Below are 19,749 nucleotides of genomic sequence, written 5' to 3'. Positions count from 1 at the left end.
CGCCATGAAGCGCACCCCCTCCGTCGTCCTCGGCCTGTGCTCGTACACCCACGACTCCTCGGCCGCCCTTCTCGTGGACGGTGAACTCGTCGGCTTCGTCGAGGAGGAGCGCCTCTCCGAGCAGAAGCACACCAAGCTCTACCCGGCCCGCGCCGTGGGATGGCTCCTCGACCAGGCCAAGCTGAGCGCCGCCGACGTGGACGCCGTCGCCTACAACTTCCAGCCCGTCCGCTACCTCGCCGAGTCGCCCGCCGCCCTGCGCATGGCGCTCTCGCCGACGACGCACGACCGGAGCCTGGCCCGCGCCCACGGGTTCGCCAAGGTCGCCCTGCGGACCCGGCGGCGGCTGCGTGTCCTCGGCAGCCAGTTCCCCTCGGCTCGCGTCACACCGGTTCTGCACCACCGCGCCCACCAGCTCACGGCCTTCGCCGCCTCCGGCTGGGAGGAAGCCGCCGTACTCGTGGTCGACAGCCTCGGCGAGCGGCAGACCACCACCATCGCCCACGGTCACGGCATTCCGCGCCCCCGCGTCCGGCCCCTGGAGGCGATCAACGACCCGGCCTCCCTCGGGTACGTGTACGGCGCCGTCACCGAGCACCTGGGCTGGCGGCGGGGCGACGAGGAGGGCACCGTCATGGCGCTGGCCGCCCTCGGTGACCCCGCCCGCTTCCGCCACCTGTTCACCACTGCCGTCCGGACGACGGCCACGGGCTTCCGCATCCACCCCGGCTACTTTCCGACGCGCACCCTCACGTCGGGATACCCGAGGACATCCCAGCGCTTCGTCGCCGAGACCTGCCCCGAGCGGCACCCGAGCGAACCGCTCACCGACGTCCACCGAGACCTGGCGGCTGCCCTCCAGGAGCGGACCGAGCGGGTGATGGTCCACCTCGCCCGCCGCGCCCGTGTGCTCACCGGCTCCCGGCGCCTGTGCGTGGGAGGCGGTGTCGCCACGAACTGCGTGAGCATCGGGAAGATCATCGAGGCTGGCATCTTCGACGAGGTGTTCGTCCCGCCGGCACCGGGTGACGCCGGAACCGCGATCGGGGCAGCCCTCGCCGTGCACGTCGATGGGCGTACGCCTCGCCCGGTCGCCGGCATCGCCCGTCACTGTTACCTCGGCCCCTCCTACGAGGACCAGCCCCTCGACCTCACCCCCTGGCCCGGCCTCCGCCAAAAAACCCTGGGCATCGAGACCGCCGAGTTCCTCGCCGACCAGCTAGCCCACGGCACGATCGCCGGACTCTTCCAGGGAGCCGTCGAAGCCGGGCCGCGCGCCCTGGGCAACCGCTCGATCCTCGCCTCCCCGCTGGAGCCCGGCGTCGTCGAGCGGCTCAACGCCACCGTGAAGTTCCGCGAACCGTTCCGGCCCTTCGCCCCCATGGTCCCGGCCGAGCGCGCCGCCGAGTTCTTCACCCTCGGCCAGCCGGCTCCGTACATGTCCATGGCCTCCGGCGTGACGGACACAACGCGCGAGCGCGTGCCGGCCATCGTGCACGCCAACGGCACCTCCCGCCTGCAGACCGTCACCCGGTCGCAGAACCCGTTCATGCACGCGGTGCTGACCGCCTTCGGCCGCCGGACCGGCGTACCCGTGCTGATCAACACCTCCCTCAACGTCAAGGGCAAGCCGATCTGCGGGACACCCGAGATGGCCCTGGACTGCCTGGCGAACTCCGGAACCGACGCCCTGCTCCTCGAAGGGCGGTGGATCACCAAATGAAGATCGGATACAGCTTCTGGGGCTTCCTCGGCAACGGCGTCACCGACACCCCCGACGGAGGCCGCAGCCACCGCCGCCCCTTCGTCGACGCCCTCCTTGCCCGCGGTCACGAGATCGTCTTCCTCCAGGCCGACCGCGACCGCCTCGAAGCCGGTGACGACCTCGGCGGCGCGTACACCTTCGACGACGGCCTGCCCAGGATCGACGCTCTGTTCCTGGAGTGGCGCTGGGCGATCCCCGGCCGCAACACCACCGTGTGTGGCTGCGAGGGGCACACCTGCGACCTCCACCGGCAGGCCCAGCTCATCAACCACTACACGGCCCGGCACCAGACGCCCACCGTCATCTGGGACAAGGACCGCACCCTGCGAGCCGAGAGCGTGTGGCGCCGCACGGCCCACACCCGCGTCTGCGAGGCCGCACTCGCGCCGACCCCCGGAGCGCACTCGCTGCTCTTCCCCGTCACCGAGGACCTCCTCGCCCAGGCCGATCCCCTCACCCTCGCGGCGCGGCCTCGGGATCTCGCGCTCGGCTACGTGGGCAACCAATACGACCGGGACGAATCCTTCGACCGCTTCTTCGCCCCGGCTGCCGCCCGCGTCGAGCACCTGGTCGCCGGGAAGTGGACGAAGACCGGCCGCTGGCCGTACGTCCGCTTCGCGGGCCGGATCCCGTTCGAGGCCGCCGCCGGCATCTACGGCCGGTCCCTGGCCACGGTGCTCATGCTGCCCGAGCGGTACGCCGCCGTCGGGCAGATGACCCAGCGCATCTTCGAGGCCGTGCTCGCCGGCTGCCTGCCGCTGGCCCCGGCGGACATCCGCTTCGCCGACCGGTTCGTCCCGAAGGAGCTGGTCGTGTGCTCCGGCAGCGACGTGCTCGAACGCCTCTCCTACCTGCGCGAGATCGCCGGCACCGAGCAGCACGCAGCCCTGATCGCCGCGTGTGTGGACCGCCTGCGCCTGTTCGGCCTGAGCCAGCAGGTCAACACCCTGGAGTCCGTCCTGCACGGCCTCCTTCAGACCACGGCGACCGAGCGGGGAGCTGCCTGATGCAGACCGCTCGATCGACCACGGCGCGCGGATCCTCCGGGCGCGTCCCGGAGGATGGGTCCGCCGGACACCCGAACCTCTCTACGCTGGAGCACCATGAAGAAGGTCGCCATCGTCGGCTGCGGAGGCAGCGGCAAATCCCACGTGGCCCGCGAACTGGGCAGGTTCCTCGACGCCCCGGTGACGCACCTGGACGCCGCGTTCTACGACGACGAGTGGAACGCGTTGCCCATGGACAAGTTCACCGACGTGCAGCGCGAGCTGGTCGCGCAGCCGCGGTGGGTGATCGACGGCAACTACAACTCGACGCTGCCGGTACGGCTCGAAGCCTGCGACACGGTGGTCCTGATGGACGTGTCGACCGTGGCGGCGCTGTACGGGATCTTCTCCCGGCAGATCCGGCATGGGGCCGGGCACAAGGGCAACGGGGTGCACAACCGCATCCACTGGGGCGTGATCAAGTACGTCGCCACGTACCGGCGCAAGATGCGGCCCCGCGTGATGGCGAAGATCGAGGAGTTCGGCTCCGGCGCGGACGTGGTGCTGCTGGCCAACCGGCGTCAGACGCGCCGCTGGCTGCGGAAGGTCGCCGCCGAGCAGTCCTGACCGGTCCGCGCCCCCGGTCAGGGGGTGCGGCATGAACGAGCCCAACCCGTTCCTGGACCCCGCCCGACAACGGGAGCTGTACGGACACGCCTCGCGGCTGGCCGGGCGGACCAGCGCCCTGATGCGCGCCAAGACCGCCGGCCGCCCCGTGCCCGAGGCGATCGTCAGCCTGGTGCAGACCCACCACGGGAAGCCGGACCGGCTCGGCGTGGTGCTCGACATCGGCTGCGGTCGCGGCACGAGCAGCCTCGTCATCGCCGAGCAGCTCCGGCCGCAGCGCGTCGTCAGCCTGGACGCCGCCCCCTCCTTGCTCGCCCAGGCTCGCGAGCGCGCTAAGGACCTGCCCGACAGCACGGTGGACTTCGTCGAAGGCGACTTCCACGACCTCCCCCTGCCCGACAGGTCGAGCGATGTCGTCGTGGCTGCGTTCTGCCTTTACCACTCGCCGCACCCCGAGGACGTCGTCGCGCAGATCGCCAGGGTCCTCGCCCCCGGGGGTCTGGCCGTGCTCGTCACCAAGGGCCTCGACAGCTACCAGGAGATGGACCAGCTGGTCGCTTCCGCCGGCCTCGATCCGCGTGCCGCCCAGCACGAAAGCCTCTACACCGCAGCCCACAGCGGCAACCTCGCCGACCTGGCCGCCTCCTCGCTCGACGTGATCGCCGTCCTGGACGAGGAGCACGTTTTCACCTTCGACGGCCACGACCACACGGCACAGTACCTGGCCACCAACCCCAAGTACGACCTCGCGCCCGGCCTGTACGGCAACCCTGGGGCCTTGGCGGCGACCCTGCACGAGTTCCTTCCCGACCAGCCGCTGACCACCCGGTCCCGCATCACCTTCGTCGTCGCCCAGCCGAAGGAAGGAGGAGGGCCGGCATGAGCCCCGCCCCGTTCACCAAGCACTACGTGAAACCGGAGCGTGCGGCGGGGGCGGTGCGCCACTACCGGTGGCTCACCGCACACGCCAAGCCGCTGTGGCAGCCGGCCCTCCACACCGCCGGACCGCAGTCCCTGACGTTCGAACGGATCGAGGGCCGCTCCGTACGCCCCGAGGACCTCCCGCGCGTGGCGGAACTGCTCGGCCACGCCCACGGTGCCGCCTGGGCCAGCGACCTGCACTCCGCGTCGCGGGACACCCCGCATCACTTCCAGGACGGCACGGCGTTCGACGACTACCTCGGGCCCCGGAAGGTCGCCCTACGGCGACGCCACGAGCAGGGCTACCTACCGAACAAGACGGCACTGCACGCGATGCTCGGCCTTCTGGAAGCGACCACCGAGGGACCTTGCGCCTTCTACAAGGACAGCAACCCGCGGAACTTCATCATCACCAGCACGCAGCACATCGTCGCCGTCGACACCGACGACCTGTCCCTCGCCCCGATGGGCTACGACCTCGCCAAGCTCATCGCGACGCTTCACCTGACCTACGGACCGCTCACGGACCAAGCCGTCACCACCGCCCTGCTCGCGTACAACGCGGCAGCCCGACGCCACGACGCCCGGCTGGGCACGACGGACCGGGGCCAGCTCGACAGCTTCCTGGGCCTGCACGCCGTGCTCACCGCCCCGTACGTCGGCCGCAACGGCTACCGCTGCAGCCTGCCCCTCCGTTTCAGCCACCGAGGAGCCTCATGATCACCACCGAACTCGTCTTCGTCCGGCACGGCCAGGCCCAGTGCAACGCCGACGGCCTCGTCGGGGGCCCGCGCACCTGCACCGGCCTGACCAACCTCGGGTACGCCCAAGCCGAACAGGCCGCACGCCGCCTGGCCACCGAGCACCTGAAGAAGCCCTTCGACGTGATCTACACCGGCCCGCGGATCCGCCTCGTCCAGACCTGCGAGATCATCGCCCAGACGCTCCAGATCCCCGTGCACCACGACGACCGACTCGACGGCCCGGTCCACGGCGACGCTGACGGCCAGCCCTGGGACGCGGTGAAGACGGCCGTCGACGGCGGGCCGCACGCGCACCCCGACACGCCCTGGGCCGACGGCTCTGACACCTGGAACGGGTTCTTGCAGCGCGCCAGCAGGAACCTGAGCCAGCTTATCGAGGAGAACCACGGCAAGCGCGTCGTCTTCGCGGCCCATGGGGAGACGGTGATCACCGCACACACCCTGCTGCTCGGCATCCCGATCGGCTCGCCGGCCGGATTCACCCACAACCACGCCTCCATCACCCGCTGGCAGCACCACCGCAACCGCCTGGGCCAGACCCGCTGGATGCTCGACCGGCATAACGACACCGAGCACCTCAGTCTCCTCACGCCGGAGCCGACCCCGTGATCGCGACCTCGGACGACCCCCGCATACGACTGGCGCACCGCCTCCTCGGCGCAGTCGAGATCGCAGCGGACCCCGCGCTCCCGCCCCGCGTCGTACGCCTGGTCGCCGGCGACGGGCGTCGCTTCATCGCGAAACAGCACGCGGAGCGAGACCGGTACGCCGGAGAACTCCACGCCTACGGGGCGTGGGGCATCCATCTGACTGGTCACGCGCCGGAGTTGGTCGGCTGGGACGACGCCACCCGCACCCTGCTGCTCACCGCGCTCACAGGCGACCGCGCGGACACCGTCGCTCCGGGCTCACCCGAGGAGGAACTGGCCCACTACGAGGCCGGGTACGTGCTCGGCAGGCTGCACCGAGCCACCGCCATGCCCCAAGGCGGTGCCGTCGGCGCCGCACTCGCCGAGCGGTTCCAGCGGTGGATCGACCGGGCCGTCCACGCCGACCTGCTCGACGCGGCCGAGGAGAACCTGCTGAAGCACCACGCGGTGATCCTGGGCGCCAGCCACATGGACAGCGCGATCTGCCATCTCGACTATCAGCCGCGCAACTGGCTACTCGGCGACACCTTCGGCATCTGCGACTTCGAGCACATGCGACGCGACGCCCGGGTCCGTGACTTCGCCCGGCTCGAATTCCGACGCTGGCAGGCCGCACCCCACCTCCGCACCGCCTTCTTCGACGGCTACGGGTGCCCGCCGAACGACACCGAACGACGCCTCTTGGAGTCCTTCGGCGCCATCGAGGCGGCCACAGCCCTGGTCAAGAGCCACCAGGAGAACGACGCCGCCCTCAGCGGGCACGGCAGAACCGTCCTGTCCCGGCTCACCTGACTTACCCCTTCGACGACACCTCTCTGGAGATCCCGGTGCCACAGCACGAGCAGCCCCCGACCAACGCTGCCCCCCGACGGGCGTTGGTGACCGGCTCCGCCGGATTCATCGGCTCACACCTCGCCCACGCCCTCGTCCAGGCCGGCACCACCGTGATCGGCGTGGACCGCCGAGACCCGTCCACCGACCCGACGGCCGCCGCCAACCTCGCAGCGCTGCGAGGACGCCCGGGATACCACCACGTCACGGCCGACCTCCTCCACTGCGCGATCGACCCGCTCCTGATCGACGCCGACGCGGTCTTCCACCTCGCCGGCATCCCCGGTGTACGGCCCTCCTGGGGACCGCAGTTCGGCGACTACCTCGCGTCCAACGTGCTGGCCACCCACCGCGTCCTCGAAGCCTCCACCCGGATCGGCGTCCCCCGACTGGTAGTCGCCTCCTCCTCCAGCGTCTACGGTCCGACCGACGGCGACGCGAGCCTCGAGACCGACCGTCCCAATCCTGCCTCCCCGTACGCCGTGACCAAGCTGGCCGAGGAGCAGCTCTGCCTCGCCTACGCCGAGCGCCCCGTCGGCCCCAGCGTCGTCGCCTTGCGGTACTTCACCGTCTACGGCCCCCGGCAGCGCGCTGACATGTTCACCCACCGCGCCCTGTACGCCGCCCTGACCGGACAGCCCCTGCGTCTGTACGGAGACGGCCATCAGCGCCGCGACTTCACCTACATCGACGACGTGGTCGCCGCCACGATCGCCGCCGCCGTCGTTCCGACCGCGCACGGCGCCATCAACGTCGGCGGCGGATCGAACGCATCGCTGCTGGACGTGATCAACATCGCCAACAGCCTCACCGGCCGCGAGATCCAGCTCCAGCAGGACCACGTGCGCAACGGGGACGTCCTCCTGACCCGTGCCGATCCCGGCCGCGCCGGAGAAGTCCTCGGCTGGCAGCCGCGCGTCGACCTCCACAGCGGACTGCGCGCCCACATGCAGGCCCTGGCCGCGCCGGTACCGGACTACAGCCGGGCCGCGTAGCCCTACGCCTCGGAATCCGAGAGGAGTGCTCATGGAAACCCCCGAGCGAGCGCGGCTGGACGCCTTCTTCCGGAGGATCACCGCGCAGTTCCCCGCCAGCCAGGCGATCACGACGCTGGTCATCACGCACCTGCTCCCGGAACGACCTGCGTTCTTGCGCGCCATGACCGCGGTGTCCACGATCGGCGCCGTCCTCCCCAAGCCCCGGTCGATCCACCAGCCGACCCTCGACACCGTCCGCCGCAGCCTGCCGGTCCACGACCTGACCCGGGAGCGTTTCACCGACGAGACCCAGGCCCTGCACTACCTGGAGGACACGGCCGGCGGCCAGGACGTCGTCCTGGTCGACATCGGCGGGTACTTCGCGGCCAGCCTCGACACCCTCGTGAACAAGTTCTCCGGCCGCGTCCTCGGGGTCGTCGAAGACACCGAGAACGGACACCAGCGGTACGCGGCCCTCGGGTCCCTGCCGTGCCCGGTCGTGTCCGTGGCCCGCTCCCCGCTCAAGGACTGCGAGGACCACCTCGTCGGCCGGTCCATCGTGTTCTCCACCGACGCCCTCGTCCGCGCCCGCGGGGACATCCTCACGAGCCGCAGCGCCTGCGTCATCGGCTTCGGAAAGATCGGGCGCGCCATCGCCCAGACCCTGCGCGCCCAGGACCTGCGCGTCACCGTGTACGACCACGACGCGGTCAAGCGGGTGCAGGCGCACGCCCTCGGCTTCCGCACCAGCGCGTCCACCACCGAGGCCGTCCACGACGCGGAACTCGTCCTGTGCGCCACCGGCAATCTTGCCCTCCGGCACGAGGATTTCGCCGCCCTGCGCAACGGCGCGTACCTCGGATCGGTGACCTCCTCCGAGGACGAGCTCGAACTCAGCAGCCTTGACGACCTCTACGAACGCCAGCCCGTCGGACCCCAGTTGACCCGATACGAGGTCACCGGCCACTACTTCTACGTTCTCGCCGACGGGGGTGCCGTCAACTTCGTGCACGGCGCCGCCGTCGGCACCTACATCCACCTCGTGCAGGCCGAGATACGCGCCGCCACCGCCGCACTCAGCCACGACCGCTTCCAGCCCGGACTGCACGAGATGCCGGCGGCCGACCGCGACACCATCGCCAGAACCTGGCTCCGCCACTTCGAAAGGTGACCCCGATGCCTCCCTCCGTCGACCACGTCCGCTCTGTCACCGAGGCGTACCTCGCCCGCCACCCGGACGAACGCGATTCTCTCACCCTGCTGTTCGCCGCGCTCGCCGGCACGGACGCCCCCACGAGCCGCAAGACGTACCCCGCCCACGTGACCTGCAGCGCCATCCTCATCGACGGCGACCGGCGCGTACTGCACATCGTGCACAAAGCGTCCGGGAAACTGCTGGCGCCCGGCGGGCACAACGAACCGGCTGACCGGCACCTGCGCGACGCCGCCCTGCGCGAACTGCACGAGGAGGCCGGCATCCCGCCCAGCGCCGTCGTCCCCCTCTCCGGCTACGAGGACGTTCCCCTCGACATCGACGTGCACACCATCGACGCGAACCCCTCGAAGGACGAGCCGACCCACCACCACGTGGACTTCCGCTGGGCCTTCCACCTCGGCGCAGAGTACGCGGTGACGCTCCAAGAAGAGGAGGTCGACGGCTACGAATGGCGGCCGTTCCCGAGTGCCGCTTCACCCACCGTCCGCGCCAAGCTCGCCCTGCTCACCTGAAGTACCCACTCCGACCCGACCACCAGGAGGACGCCGTGGCCGTCACCACAGCCCAGCCGACCGGTGCCAAACCGCGCCGACACATCGCCGTCATACCCTGCCGCTGGGGTGCTTCGCGCTTCCCCGGCAAACCACTGGCCGTCCTCGGCGACAAGCCGCTGCTCTGGCATGTCCACCAGCGTTGCCTGGAGGCCAAACGTCTCGAGGGAGCTGTCGTGGCGACCGACGACGAACGCATCGAAGCGGCGTGCCGTCAACTGGGCATCGAGTGCATCCGTACCGGAGAGCACCTCACCGGCACCGATCGCGTCGCGGAGGTCGCCGAGCGCCTGCCGGCCGAGGCGTACATCAACGTCCAGGGCGACGAGCCGTTCATCTCGCCGACCGCCATCGACGACATCTCCGAGGCCCTGGACTACAAGCCGCCGGGCACGCTCGCGGTGAACGCATATGCCGAGCTGCACGACCCGGGCGCCGTCCTCGACCACAACGTCGTCAAGGTCGTTGTCTCGGCCCAAAGCAAGGCTCTGATGTTCTCGCGCCAGCCCATCCCCTACCCCAAAGGCGACCGCCCGAAGTACCTGCGCCAACTGGGTCTTTACGGCTTCACCGGCCTAGCTCTCCAGCACTTCCTACAACTCCAGCAGGGGCCCCTGGAGCGCGCCGAGGGAGTGGAGATGCTGCGCTTCGTCGAGCATGGCCACGCCGTACACATGGTTCCGGTCCTGGACGACGGTGTAGCGGTAGACACCCCGGAGGATCTGGCGCGGGCCGAGCGCCTCCTCGATCAGTACGGCGGAGCTGTCGACACGCGTGGTACCGCTGGGCGTTCTGCACCGTGTGACGAGATCAGATCCTCATCCGAGACCCGCGACCGATCTCGCGCCTTTGTGAGCTATGCGCGAGCGGATGGGGCGGCACAGGGTGGACTGGCTGGCATGTTGGGTCTTGGGTGCACCCCCTGACCTGGGGCGACGGGATTCTGTGACACGAGCCAGCACCATTCGACATGGTTTTGCAGGCCCTCCGACATCAATGTACGGATCCTCGTCCACCAGTTCCCCACGGACTGGGAGGAGTGGAATCACCGCCTGGCCGCCGCGCACACCGGCGCGGTCGGCCGGGAGGTCTCCCATCGGCGTCTCCTGGAACACCCGCCCGGCTTCGCGTGCACTGTGGCCGAGGCGGAAGGACGGCTCGTCTCCGCGCCCGAGCTCGCGATCTGGTCGCTGATCAGCGTACGCGTCGCCCGCTGGCTGTACTACCTCGACCGCCTGGCGTGGCGACCGACTACCTGATCCGGCGGGAGGCGCGCTGTGCGGCGCGGCGTGCGCTCGCCACCCGGCGTGCCGCACACAATCCCCGCCTGACCTCGCCGGAGGGACAGCTGATGACGATCGAGGAATAGGCATCCGTCGGGGTTGATGTGCCGTCCGTTCGCTTCGGGTATCAGGGGCCGGCGCGGCCCACGAGGGGCAGAAGCCCTTCGGCGGACAGCGCCTCTCTTCAATACCGCACGCTGATCGGCGACACGGAAGCCTGCCGGGATGGGTCAGCTGACCCAGATGCCCTCGGGTGAGACCTGGCGTGCGAGGCGTCGGCCCGCGTCACTGATCGGGCTCGACCAGGACACATCGGCGACCTGGCACCCGAAGTCGTTGGCGAGTGCCTGTACGAGCGTGGCACCGACGCCCTGGCGGCGGTAGGAGTCCGCCACCCAGATCAGGATGATGCGCGGGCGCAGGGTGTCGTCCTGGTCGCCGTACCGTGACGCGTCGATCAGATCCCAGCTGCGGTGCTCGCTGGCGTCATGGGCGGCGAGGTAGCCGATGACGTACCCGTTCGCCTTCAAGAGGTACGCCCGTAGGTTGTCCGGGGTCACCTCAGGCTCGCCAAGGTGGGACCATGAGCGGAAGTCGTAGTGGTTCTCCTTCTGGGGCATGCGCGCTACCTGGTAGGCCAGCTTCCGCCATGCGATCGGTGACTGCGTCGTGACGACGGCCAGTTCACCCCACCAATCCAGGTTCTTGGGTGCCCGAATGCCGAACGCCCATGCCGCGTGGTGAGCGGTGTGTTCCTTACCACTGTCCAAAGGCTCCCGCAGATTTGTGCCACAAGGGCAATCGCCGCTCCCTGGCGTCTCTACAGCGCGGAACTGAACGGGGGTTGCGCCGTAACTGAGATCTTGGCCTCGGCCGCCCACCCAGGGACGGATGGGCGCATCGTCCGACTCGGTGTACCCGGTCCAGCGGTCCTCCCACCCAGGGTGTTGCTCGGGAAACATCTCCCGTCGCTGCTTCTCGACGAGCGACAGCGTCGGGCGAACCCACACACTCCCGGCGGTCGCCCGGCCGTTGAGGCGTACTCCGCGCCCTTTGGCCTTGCCGCGCAGGAACCTCAGGAAGGTGCCGGACTGCGAGTCGAAGTCAACGCCGCGGACCAACTCCCGCTCGCCGGGAGCAAGCCAGCCATCGACGGGGAGCGTCAGCCGGTCGGCGAGCGCATGAAGCCTGCTGTAGTCGCGGTCGAGCTCTGCTAAGCGCATAGCGTCGACCGCGGCCTCGACATGTGGGAACTGGACGAACAGGTCGACCCAACGCGGGCCGTTCCTATACGAGAAACTGCCCGGGTAGCCGTCGTACCAGATGCGGTCGATAGACGCGTCACGCGCCCTGTCGACGGCTTCTGTGTAGGCGGCGGGCAACTCGGGGGTGTGTCCCAGCGAGGCCGCGGCGTCGACATACCCATCGCGGTCGAGGCCGACCGTGGCGTACCAGCGAGAGGCGCGGACGCGGATCTTCCGGGAGCGCCAGTCGCGTGGGTCGGGGTCGAGGTAGATGGTTCGCTCGGTCACGTGCTCTGCTCCTCGTCCAACTACTTGCGTTTCCTCGCGCCCTGCGTGCGATGGCTGCGGCCAGCGGGAACATGCCACACCTATGCTGCCCGTACGAAGCTTGGCGTCGTTGGCGGTGGTGCGTAGACCTGTGGTGAGCCGTCGACCAGGGCCCGCTTGGCCTTCCCAGTTTTGAAGAGCCCTCGTGAACTTCACGACCGCGAGAGTTCCCTCGAACGGCTTGGCACAAGCCGATCCGGCATGGTGATCCGACCACATGGATCAGAGACTCGTGGGCTGCAAGCTCAGCGTTCTTGAGACCCGCTGCTGCGTCTGGTGGCTTAAGTCGAATCCTCGCGTCATCCGCGCGTCAACTTTCGTCAACGGTCTAAATCTAACTCAATTGACCTTGTTGTGATACTCCGTACCGTTGCTGTGTGGCGTTTTGCAGAAGCTGCCCGAGGCCGGGATGGTCGCTGCACAGTAATTGAATATCTTTCGAGTACCGCCGTACCTCGTCTGGCCGATTTAGCTTCGCACTGCTCCGCACTCCGAATCGCAGAGAGACTGCGCGCAGAAATGGATTGCTGAAAGTCTGGCTGATTTTGAGTGCTTCCTCTACGTTCACCAAAGACGTTTCATATTCTCCGATCTCGAAGTATTCGTTGGCGAGCACGTTATGCATTTCAGCCAAGTCCGTCAGCTGTCCGTAGCGGATCAGGATGTCCGTAGCTCTTTGGCGGCATTTCTCCGCAGAGTCAACCTTCCCAAGATCGAAAAGTACTGGAATCTGGCAGACCAGAGTGCGAGCCAATCTCTGTTCGTCACCAAGTTTCTCTAGAGTCGATATCGCTTTCGAGAAGCGAGGCTCAGCCTCATCGAGGCGCCCTAGCGCATGCAATGTTTCTGCGATATTTGCTTGCGCTACCGCTTCTCCTGATTGGTTACCCACATTGATGGATAGTTCAAGATCCCGCAGATGGAGTTCAAGTCCCTCCTCGTATTTCCCTTGGCGCCTAAGGGTGACACCTAGGTCATTGCACACCATGCTGATTTTGTGTGGATTGCCGAGCTTCTCGTAGCTTTCTAGGGCCAATTGTTGCAACTTCTCTGCCGCGTCGAATTCTCCCACGTCTGCGTAGGCTAGTGCCAGGGTGTTGGCGGTCTCGGCAGCACCGAACTCATCCCCAACCTCTGTACAGATCCTAAAATCCTGTTTGAAGCAATCTATCGCATTGGTTATGTTTCCTGCGGCTCTGTGGATCGCGCCGAGATTGTATAGAGCCTGTCCTACCTCATCTTCCCTTCCGAGTTCCTTGAAGATTTCCAAGCTCTCTTCGATTAGCGGCATCGCATCTTCATATTTCCCGCAATCCATTCTTGCGGTGCCAAGCAGCTTTGCTGCTTGCCCAGTAAGTCGCGCCTTCTTGATTGATTTCGCTTTCCTGTACACTTCTTCGGACAGATCAAGTGACTCCTGGAAATCTCTTCGATGGCGTCCAAGATTCACTTTTTGCATCATGAGTAGAACTTGCTGCTCAGGGTCCCTGAGGAGGGTTGCAGCCTTTAGGCCAGACTTGAGCGCGTCATCCCAAAGCTGCAAGTTTCCAACGAATTCGCAGAGTGCGGTAAGCGAAAGCGCGAATGCGGTGGCCTTTTCTGGCGTCCTTGTAGCGCTAATTTCGATAGCCGTGATTGCGTTCGATAGCTCATCTTGGATCCAGTCGGTGGCTGAGTCGATGGACTCGATTTTTGCGACAAACTCGCATTCCCTCTGAAGTTTGTCTAGCTGACCTATTAAGACGAAGTGGGCCGTCAGTGATGAATTCTGCAGCCAGTCCAGCATGCGGCCTGTGGCGGCAGCACTCTTGTGCGGGGAGTCGGCCTCAGCTAGCTCGCGAGAGTACGCCTTCAGCAGGTCATGGAACTTGAACCGTCCGAACTTTGCCGAAGGTTCGATGAGATTCGCCTCAGAAAGCTTTCGCAGCGTCTTTGATGCTTGCCGCTCGGTAACATCCAAGAGTGCTGAACATATTCCTGCACCAAAATCTTCTGCTGGCACACCGGAGAGTCGCTTGAAGGCATTCTTTGCGCCTTTCCCCAACCTCCTGTAAGAAAGGTTGAATGCCGCTCGCACCGCGAGGTCTCCTACCTCAAGCGCTTCAAGTAGTTCATGTTGGTCTCGCAGTTCGGTGGCAAGGTTAGCCAAAGACATGCCCTTGCTGCAGGCTATTCTGTTCGCGGCGATACGCAAAGCGAGTGGCAAGTGCCCACATGCCTGCACAATCTCTTTTGCGCTCTTCTCGTCTTTGTCGATGGCGGCCTTACCGGCTATTTTCTGGAAGAAGTCGAGTGAAGTTGGAGTTTGGAACACCTCTAGATCCATGCGCTGCACGGATTCCAGCCCGCTCAGTTGACTTCGACTGGTAATGAATACAAGTGCAGATCCTCCTGGAGGTATTAGAGGGCGCACTTGGCTCTCGTCGACTGCATTGTCGAGAATTATAATGAGGGGTCTGTCTGCAAGTACTCTTCGATAGGTGTCCTGTCGTAAATTGTGATCCCCCGGGATTTCTTCCTCTGGTACACCTAATGCTCCGAGGAAGCGACCCATTATCTCCTTGGGTGATGCAGGATTCTTGTCTGCTCCGCGGAGATCCGCATATAGATCACCGTCGCCGTAAGATGCCCATTGCTGATAGGCGCTCTGAACTGCCAGGGTGGTTTTTCCGACACCAGGCTTTCCTGTAATCAAAACTGTAGCTTGCGCCTCCTGGTTCCCTTTGACTCTTACCAGGAGGCGCAGCTCCTCCTCGCGCCCGGTGAAATCACTCACTGCAGGCGGCAGCAAGCGGGGTCTACCGGGAGAATTACCTTCTCTGTCTGGCGCGGTTATGATGAATGTTGGATTCGTTACTATTGGCCCCGAATTATCTCCCGCCACTGCCACCGCTGCTTCTCCGCTTGCTTCTGCTGGACGGCGGCGTCCCCCATTCCTCATCAGTCTTCGCTCACGTTCGTGTTGATGGAGTCGCCGGCGTCGCCCCCGATGGCCACTGCGCCAGGTCCCGCAGCCACAGTGCCCGACTGCTGAAGGTCTCTCTGTCCGGAGTTGGAGCTGTAGCCGGTTGCCTGCGTGCTGATTGGCCCTTGCGTTGAGCCTCCGACGGCGACGGAGCCTGCGCCTTGTGCCCGTACGGCACGATCGTCACCAGGTGGGGATACGGCATTCAGGTAGAGCTGGAGCCCCGCTCCTAGGGCCACGAGCACGGTCAGGGCTGTCCACCACCCCCAAGCTGCTTGGTCTGTCGCAATGTTGGTGACTACTCCAACTCCTGCTGCGATGACCACAGTGAGGGCTGCTGCAAATGCACGCCGTGTCATATCCGTCACGCTGTCCCCTGAAGGCGAGTTTTGGGCACTCGACCTGCGTTCTACAGGGTGCGCATCACGGGGCGCTGGCGTTTGAGGAAAGTTGGCTTGCTACGGCCATCGAACATCCGGTCCAGGTACGTCACGTTCAGTATGTCGAGGCGGGAACTGTACGCGGCGCTGGAGCCAGGTCGGCAAGGCGGAAGGTGCGGTGGCGGACCAAGATCGCCTCGCGGGGCAGTTGGCCTACGCGTAAGAGGAACTGCGGCGCGAAAAGCACAAGGCGGAGACTCCATGCCGCCGGATCGAGAAGATGCAGAAGCAGCGCAGCGCGACTCCCAGCTTTGCGAAGGGCAGGATTGCGTGAGCGATACGTGAGCGGACGGCGCAGCGCCCGCTGGATGGGGCGTCACGCCAGCCAGACCGGCAAGCCTCTGACCAGATAAAACAGGACCTGCCGTGATCACTCGGCACCACCCGTCACGATCTTGCAGGCCCTCGTAATGCGTAGGTCAAGGGTTCGATTCCCTTAGGCGGCTCAGTGAGAAGCCCAGCCCGGACCGTGTCCGGGCTGGGCTTCTTTGGGTTTTCGGGGGTTCAGCTGTTGATGGGGGGCTTGGTGGACCAGGCGGTCAGGGAGAGGGTGCCGTTGTCGAGGTCCTGGTTGAAGGCGACCGTGCTGTGGGAGTTGCTGCCGGTCGGGGAGATCTGCAGGTACTTCGCGTGGGCGGTTCCGGCGCCGGTGGTGGTCCACACCAGGTCGGCCCAGGCGCTCTTGCCCGGGGCGAGGGTGATCGGGTGGGTGCCCGGGTCGGTGGCGAAGTAGGTGCTGCCGTGGCGGGCGGTGGTCTTGATGGCGGTGTGGCCGGCGCCCTCCAGGGCGACCCCGGCGTAGCCGCTGATCACGCAGGTCTCGTCGCCGGTGTTCGTCACCTTCAGGAAGGTGCCCCGGTGGTTCATCCCCGCCTGGGAGGTGCCGGCGTCGTCCAGGGTTCCGCGCAGTGTGCCCGGCTGGCATTCGGAGGTCGCCTGGGCCTTGTTGGCGCCCGAGCCCAGGGTCGTTGCCTGCTTGTCGGTCTTGTTGCCCGCCTGGCTGTGGATGGAGGCGTCCGACTGCGACGACTTCGAGGAGGAGCTCCCCTTGGCGTCGGACGAGGAGTCGTTGCTCCCGCAGGCGGTGAGGGCGACGGCCGAGGCGGCGGCGATCAGCGCGGCCGCACCGGCCTTACGGATACGGCGGTTGAGAATGTGGTGCGACATGACGACCCCCATGGGCTTCTGGTGTGTGCGGTTCCTGCTCACGCACCATCCATGGTGTCGGCCGCTGCTGGCGTTCTCTTAACGACCGCTGCCGATCCGCTAACGCCCGGCTAACGCCCGCCGTCACCGCTCGGGTGGGGTCCAGTCGGCCACGAGGTCCAGGAGGCCGGGGAAGCGGGTGTTGAGGTCGGCGACGCGGACGTGGCTGCGGCGCTCCAGGCCGTATTGGCGCTGACGGGTGATGCCTGCCTCGCGGAGGGCCTTGAAGTGGTGGGTGAGGGAGGACTTGGGGCGGTCGAGGCCGAACCAGCCGCAGGTGTGATCGAACTGCTCCGATTCGAGGAGGAGTTTGCACACGATGCGGAGGCGGAGGGGATCGCTCAGCGCCGCCAGGACCGTCTCCAGGCGGATTTCCTCCACGGCCGGCTCCGGGAGCGGGGGCGGGAGGTCGGGGGGTTCGGGGAGTGCCTTGATGGCGGGGCGTGTGTCTTCTTCGGTGGTTTGGGGGGTCATGGGTGGGTCCTGTAGGTGCTGTGGGTCCTCGGTGCGCGGCTCTTTGTACGAGTCCAATCGTACTGCATGCTAAGTTCGACTCAAGTCGTACTGCGTGTTTGTCGGGAGGAGCTGTCGTGGTGGGGAGTCGGGCGGGGGCGGTCTCGGGTGAGCGGGAGGCCGACGGAGGGGCGGGCGGCGTCGCCACCCGGTGGGTGTGGACCGCCGCGTGGCCGGTGACCGCGGTGTTCGTCCTGTCGAACGCGGCCACGCCGCTGTATGTGCGGTGGCAGCGCGAGATCGGGTTCTCCAAGGGCACCCTGACGGTGATCTTCGCCTGCTACATCGTCGGGCTGATCGGTTCGCTGCTGGTCTCGGGCGTGGTCTCGGACCGGGTGGGGCGGAAGCCCGTGCTGCTGCCCGCGCTCGGGCTCGCGCTGGCGGCGTGCGCGATCTTCGCGAGCGCGTCGAGCGCGTCGAGCACGTCGAGTGCGTCGAGCGTGGCGGCGCTGATCGTGGCGCGGCTGTTCAGCGGGATCGCGGTCGGTGCCGTCGTCTCCGCCGGAATGGCGGCGGTGACCGATGTGGCCGGGCCGGCGCGGCGGCGGCTGGCGGCGCTGCTGGCCTCCTGCGCGATGGTGTTCGGGGCCGGTCTTGGGCCGTTGCTCGCGGGGGTGTTGGGCGAGGGGGTGTTCGCCCTGGAGGCGGTGCTGCTGGTGGCGGCGGTCCTGGTCGTGGTGCGGATGCCGGTGCCGGTGCGTGGTTCGTCCGTCGCGCCTGCACGGTCCGTCGCGTCTCCGCGGTCCGTCGCGCCCGCACGGTCCGTCGCGCCCGCACGGTCCGCGTCCGCGGGTGGCGCCTGGGTGCGGATTCCCGGGGTGCCTCGGGGGAGCGGCGGGGAACTCCTCATGGGGATCGCCGTCTTCGCGCCCGGCATCACCGCCACCTCGTTCGTGCTCTCCCTCGGGCCGTCGCTGCTCTCGGGGTTGCTGGACACCACCAGCCCCGTGGTCGCGGGGGCCATGGCCTTCGTGATGTTCCTCACCGCGACCGGTGCGCAGTTCGCGGTCCAGCGGCTGGACCGGCGGACGATCCTCCTCGCCGGTGCCGTCAGTACGACGATCGGCATGGGCGCGCTCATCGCCGCCGTCCGCGCCTCCTCCGTGCCGCTGCTCGTCGCCGCCGCGCTGCTGGCCGGGGCGGGGCAGGGGATGGGGCAGCTCGGCGGGTTGTCGCTGCTCAACTCCAGTGTTCCGCCGAGCCGTCTGGCGGAGGCCAACGCGGCGCTCAACGTCGGCGGCTATGTGCCCGCGGGCGTACTGCCGGTAACGGTGGGTTACCTCAGCGACGCGGTGGGGCTGACGGCGGGGGCGACCGTCTTCGGAGCCGTGCTCATGGCGTTGGCCCTCGTCGGAGGCCTGGTGGTGCTCATCGGCCTGCCGTCCGTCCAGAGGAAAGAGGCATGAGGACATGGAGGGTGGGTAGGCGGGACCCCAATCAGCCTAAGCATGCAGCCGATACAGGGAGTGCGACGGTGAACGACACGGCACCCGCGACGATGTCGATGCTGACAACAGCGGAAGCTGAGCAGGCACATGACGTTCGCGTAAATGACATTGCAGTTGATGGAGTTCAGACCGCCGGCCCCGTCGATCTGCCCACGGTGGACGATCCGGCGAAGGTGGCGCCCAAGGACGCGCGGGTGCTGACCAAGACGTTTCTGGACCGGCTGACGGAGCTGGAGGAGGGGACGCACGAGTACCAGTACGTGCGGAACACCCTCATCGAGCTCAATCTGTCGCTGGTCCGGTACGCCGCCCGGCGGTTCCACAACCGCTCGGTGGAGATGGAGGACATCGTCCAGGTCGGCACCATAGGGCTGATCAAGGCGATCGACCGGTTCGACCTGAGCCGTGAGGTGGAGTTCACGACCTTCGCCGTTCCGTATATCGTCGGCGAGATCAAGCGGTTCTTCCGCGACACCAGCTGGGCGGTGCATGTCCCCCGCCGGCTCCAGGAGTTGCGGATCGACCTCGCCAAGGCGAACGAGGAGCTTTTCCAGCGGCTGGACCGGTCGCCCACCACGGCCGAGCTCGCGGAGCATCTGCGGCTGAGCGAGGACGAGGTCGTCGACGGACTGGTGGCCAGCAACGGCTATCTCACCACCTCGCTGGACGCGCCCGCGGACCAGGAGGGCGGCGCCACCCGCGTGACCACGTACGCGGACCGGTTCGGCGACGTCGACCCGGCCATGGAGGCCGTGGAGAACCTGCACGCGCTCAAGCCGCTGGTGGAGCAGCTCGGTGAGCGGGACCGCCGCATTCTGCAGATGCGGTTCGGCGAGGAGATGACGCAGTCGGAGATCGGCACCGAGCTCGGCGTCTCCCAGATGCATGTCTCCCGGCTGCTCAGCCGCGCGCTCGGCCGACTGCGGCGCGGAATGCTCACCGAGGAGTAGGCCCGCGAGGCAGGCCCGCGTACGAGAGGGCACTGCCGCCGCACTGCACAGAACACGACCGAAGGGGCCCGGCCGGAGAATTCTC

General features: G+C 67.1%; 18 protein-coding genes. 14 read left to right on the top strand and 4 right to left on the bottom strand.

Translation table 11 applies throughout. The features are described from left to right. Positions 1–4 precede the first annotated feature (4 nt). The 12 genes from JK364_RS38550 (at position 5) to JK364_RS57180 (ending at position 10,657) form a co-directional block, all read left to right on the top strand. The gene (locus JK364_RS38550) at positions 5–1,723 is read left to right on the top strand and encodes a carbamoyltransferase family protein (RefSeq protein WP_201856072.1); all 1,719 of its coding nucleotides are present in this window, start codon (positions 5–7) and stop codon (positions 1,721–1,723) included. Continuing rightward, positions 1,720–2,772 (top strand): glycosyltransferase family protein, encoded by a 1,053-nt coding sequence (locus JK364_RS38545; protein WP_201856071.1) that lies wholly within the window; start codon positions 1,720–1,722, stop codon positions 2,770–2,772. Before JK364_RS38550 ends, JK364_RS38545 begins: the two co-directional genes overlap by 4 nt. Before the next feature lie 96 nt (positions 2,773–2,868). After that, on the top strand, positions 2,869–3,378 hold the full coding sequence (locus JK364_RS38540) for a P-loop NTPase family protein (RefSeq protein ID WP_201856070.1): 510 nt from the start codon (positions 2,869–2,871) through the stop codon (positions 3,376–3,378). Positions 3,379–3,409: 31 nt separating this feature from the next. After that, a complete protein-coding gene (locus tag JK364_RS38535; RefSeq protein WP_201856069.1) occupies positions 3,410–4,261 on the top strand; it encodes a class I SAM-dependent methyltransferase in 852 nt (283 codons plus the stop codon). After that, positions 4,258–5,019 carry a phosphotransferase gene (locus JK364_RS38530; protein ID WP_201856068.1) on the top strand — a complete coding sequence of 254 codons (762 nt, stop codon included), beginning with the start codon at positions 4,258–4,260 and terminating at the stop codon, positions 5,017–5,019. The genes JK364_RS38535 and JK364_RS38530 overlap by 4 nt, the downstream gene beginning before the upstream one ends. Next, positions 5,016–5,672 carry a histidine phosphatase family protein gene (locus JK364_RS38525; protein WP_201856067.1) on the top strand — a complete coding sequence of 219 codons (657 nt, stop codon included), beginning with the start codon at positions 5,016–5,018 and terminating at the stop codon, positions 5,670–5,672. Before JK364_RS38530 ends, JK364_RS38525 begins: the two co-directional genes overlap by 4 nt. After that, positions 5,669–6,505, top strand: a complete 837-nt coding sequence (locus JK364_RS38520; protein ID WP_201856066.1) for an aminoglycoside phosphotransferase/kinase family protein — start codon at positions 5,669–5,671, stop codon at positions 6,503–6,505. Before JK364_RS38525 ends, JK364_RS38520 begins: the two co-directional genes overlap by 4 nt. Positions 6,506–6,540: 35 nt before the next feature. Further along, on the top strand, positions 6,541–7,539 hold the full coding sequence (locus JK364_RS38515; RefSeq protein ID WP_307841506.1) for an NAD-dependent epimerase/dehydratase family protein: 999 nt from the start codon (positions 6,541–6,543) through the stop codon (positions 7,537–7,539). Between the two features lie 31 nt (positions 7,540–7,570). Further along, the gene (locus JK364_RS38510) at positions 7,571–8,692 is read left to right on the top strand and encodes an adenosylhomocysteinase (protein WP_201856065.1); all 1,122 of its coding nucleotides are present in this window, start codon (positions 7,571–7,573) and stop codon (positions 8,690–8,692) included. Positions 8,693–8,697: 5 nt separating this feature from the next. Next, complete coding sequence (locus JK364_RS38505; protein WP_201856064.1) at positions 8,698–9,249, top strand: NUDIX hydrolase; 552 nt, start codon at positions 8,698–8,700, stop codon at positions 9,247–9,249. 35 nt (positions 9,250–9,284) lie between these two features. Further along, positions 9,285–10,214: a 3-deoxy-manno-octulosonate cytidylyltransferase gene (locus JK364_RS38500; protein ID WP_307841505.1), complete on the top strand. Its 930-nt coding sequence runs from the start codon at positions 9,285–9,287 to the stop codon at positions 10,212–10,214. A gap of 314 nt (positions 10,215–10,528) precedes the next feature. Continuing rightward, positions 10,529–10,657 carry a hypothetical protein gene (locus tag JK364_RS57180; RefSeq protein WP_269146353.1) on the top strand — a complete coding sequence of 43 codons (129 nt, stop codon included), beginning with the start codon at positions 10,529–10,531 and terminating at the stop codon, positions 10,655–10,657. 144 nt (positions 10,658–10,801) lie between these two features. Here the strand turns inward: JK364_RS57180 and JK364_RS57715 are convergent, their stop codons facing one another. The 4 genes from JK364_RS57715 to JK364_RS38480 all read right to left on the bottom strand — a co-directional run bounded on the left by JK364_RS57715 (position 10,802) and on the right by JK364_RS38480 (position 17,227). Continuing rightward, the gene (locus tag JK364_RS57715) at positions 10,802–12,103 is read right to left on the bottom strand and encodes a GNAT family N-acetyltransferase (RefSeq protein WP_201856063.1); all 1,302 of its coding nucleotides are present in this window, start codon (positions 12,101–12,103) and stop codon (positions 10,802–10,804) included. A gap of 373 nt (positions 12,104–12,476) precedes the next feature. Then, positions 12,477–14,918, bottom strand: coding sequence for a tetratricopeptide repeat protein (locus tag JK364_RS38490; RefSeq protein ID WP_201856062.1), 2,442 nt, complete (start codon positions 14,916–14,918; stop codon positions 12,477–12,479). Between the two features lie 1,133 nt (positions 14,919–16,051). After that, entirely contained in the window at positions 16,052–16,714 is a 663-nt protein-coding gene (locus JK364_RS38485; protein WP_201856061.1) for a DUF4232 domain-containing protein, read from the bottom strand. Between the two features lie 123 nt (positions 16,715–16,837). Then, on the bottom strand, positions 16,838–17,227 hold the full coding sequence (locus JK364_RS38480; protein WP_201856060.1) for an ArsR/SmtB family transcription factor: 390 nt from the start codon (positions 17,225–17,227) through the stop codon (positions 16,838–16,840). Between the two features lie 119 nt (positions 17,228–17,346). Here JK364_RS38480 and JK364_RS38475 point away from each other — a divergent pair, with 119 nt between their 5' ends. After that, positions 17,347–18,672: an MFS transporter gene (locus tag JK364_RS38475; protein ID WP_443732270.1), complete on the top strand. Its 1,326-nt coding sequence runs from the start codon at positions 17,347–17,349 to the stop codon at positions 18,670–18,672. A 98-nt stretch (positions 18,673–18,770) separates the two neighbouring features. Then, positions 18,771–19,664 carry an RNA polymerase sigma factor SigF gene (locus JK364_RS38470; RefSeq protein ID WP_230993171.1) on the top strand — a complete coding sequence of 298 codons (894 nt, stop codon included), beginning with the start codon at positions 18,771–18,773 and terminating at the stop codon, positions 19,662–19,664. Positions 19,665–19,749: the final 85 nt, after the last annotated feature.

Source organism: Streptomyces endocoffeicus (assembly GCF_016741935.1).
Taxonomy (GTDB): domain Bacteria; phylum Actinomycetota; class Actinomycetes; order Streptomycetales; family Streptomycetaceae; genus Streptomyces; species Streptomyces endocoffeicus.
Note: the sequence above shows the minus strand (reverse complement) of the source record. Positions and strands in the feature narration are given on the sequence as shown.

Coding starts and splice junctions, on each gene's coding strand:
- JK364_RS38505 (WP_201856064.1), top strand. CDS start 8,698: ATGCCTCCCTCCGTCGACCACGTCCGCTCTGTCACCGAGGCGTACCTC.
- JK364_RS38485 (WP_201856061.1), bottom strand. CDS start 16,714: ATGTCGCACCACATTCTCAACCGCCGTATCCGTAAGGCCGGTGCGGCC.
- JK364_RS38550 (WP_201856072.1), top strand. CDS start 5: ATGAAGCGCACCCCCTCCGTCGTCCTCGGCCTGTGCTCGTACACCCAC.
- JK364_RS38510 (WP_201856065.1), top strand. CDS start 7,571: ATGGAAACCCCCGAGCGAGCGCGGCTGGACGCCTTCTTCCGGAGGATC.
- JK364_RS38535 (WP_201856069.1), top strand. CDS start 3,410: ATGAACGAGCCCAACCCGTTCCTGGACCCCGCCCGACAACGGGAGCTG.
- JK364_RS38540 (WP_201856070.1), top strand. CDS start 2,869: ATGAAGAAGGTCGCCATCGTCGGCTGCGGAGGCAGCGGCAAATCCCAC.
- JK364_RS38545 (WP_201856071.1), top strand. CDS start 1,720: ATGAAGATCGGATACAGCTTCTGGGGCTTCCTCGGCAACGGCGTCACC.
- JK364_RS38480 (WP_201856060.1), bottom strand. CDS start 17,227: ATGACCCCCCAAACCACCGAAGAAGACACACGCCCCGCCATCAAGGCA.
- JK364_RS38530 (WP_201856068.1), top strand. CDS start 4,258: ATGAGCCCCGCCCCGTTCACCAAGCACTACGTGAAACCGGAGCGTGCG.
- JK364_RS38470 (WP_230993171.1), top strand. CDS start 18,771: ATGCTGACAACAGCGGAAGCTGAGCAGGCACATGACGTTCGCGTAAAT.
- JK364_RS38525 (WP_201856067.1), top strand. CDS start 5,016: ATGATCACCACCGAACTCGTCTTCGTCCGGCACGGCCAGGCCCAGTGC.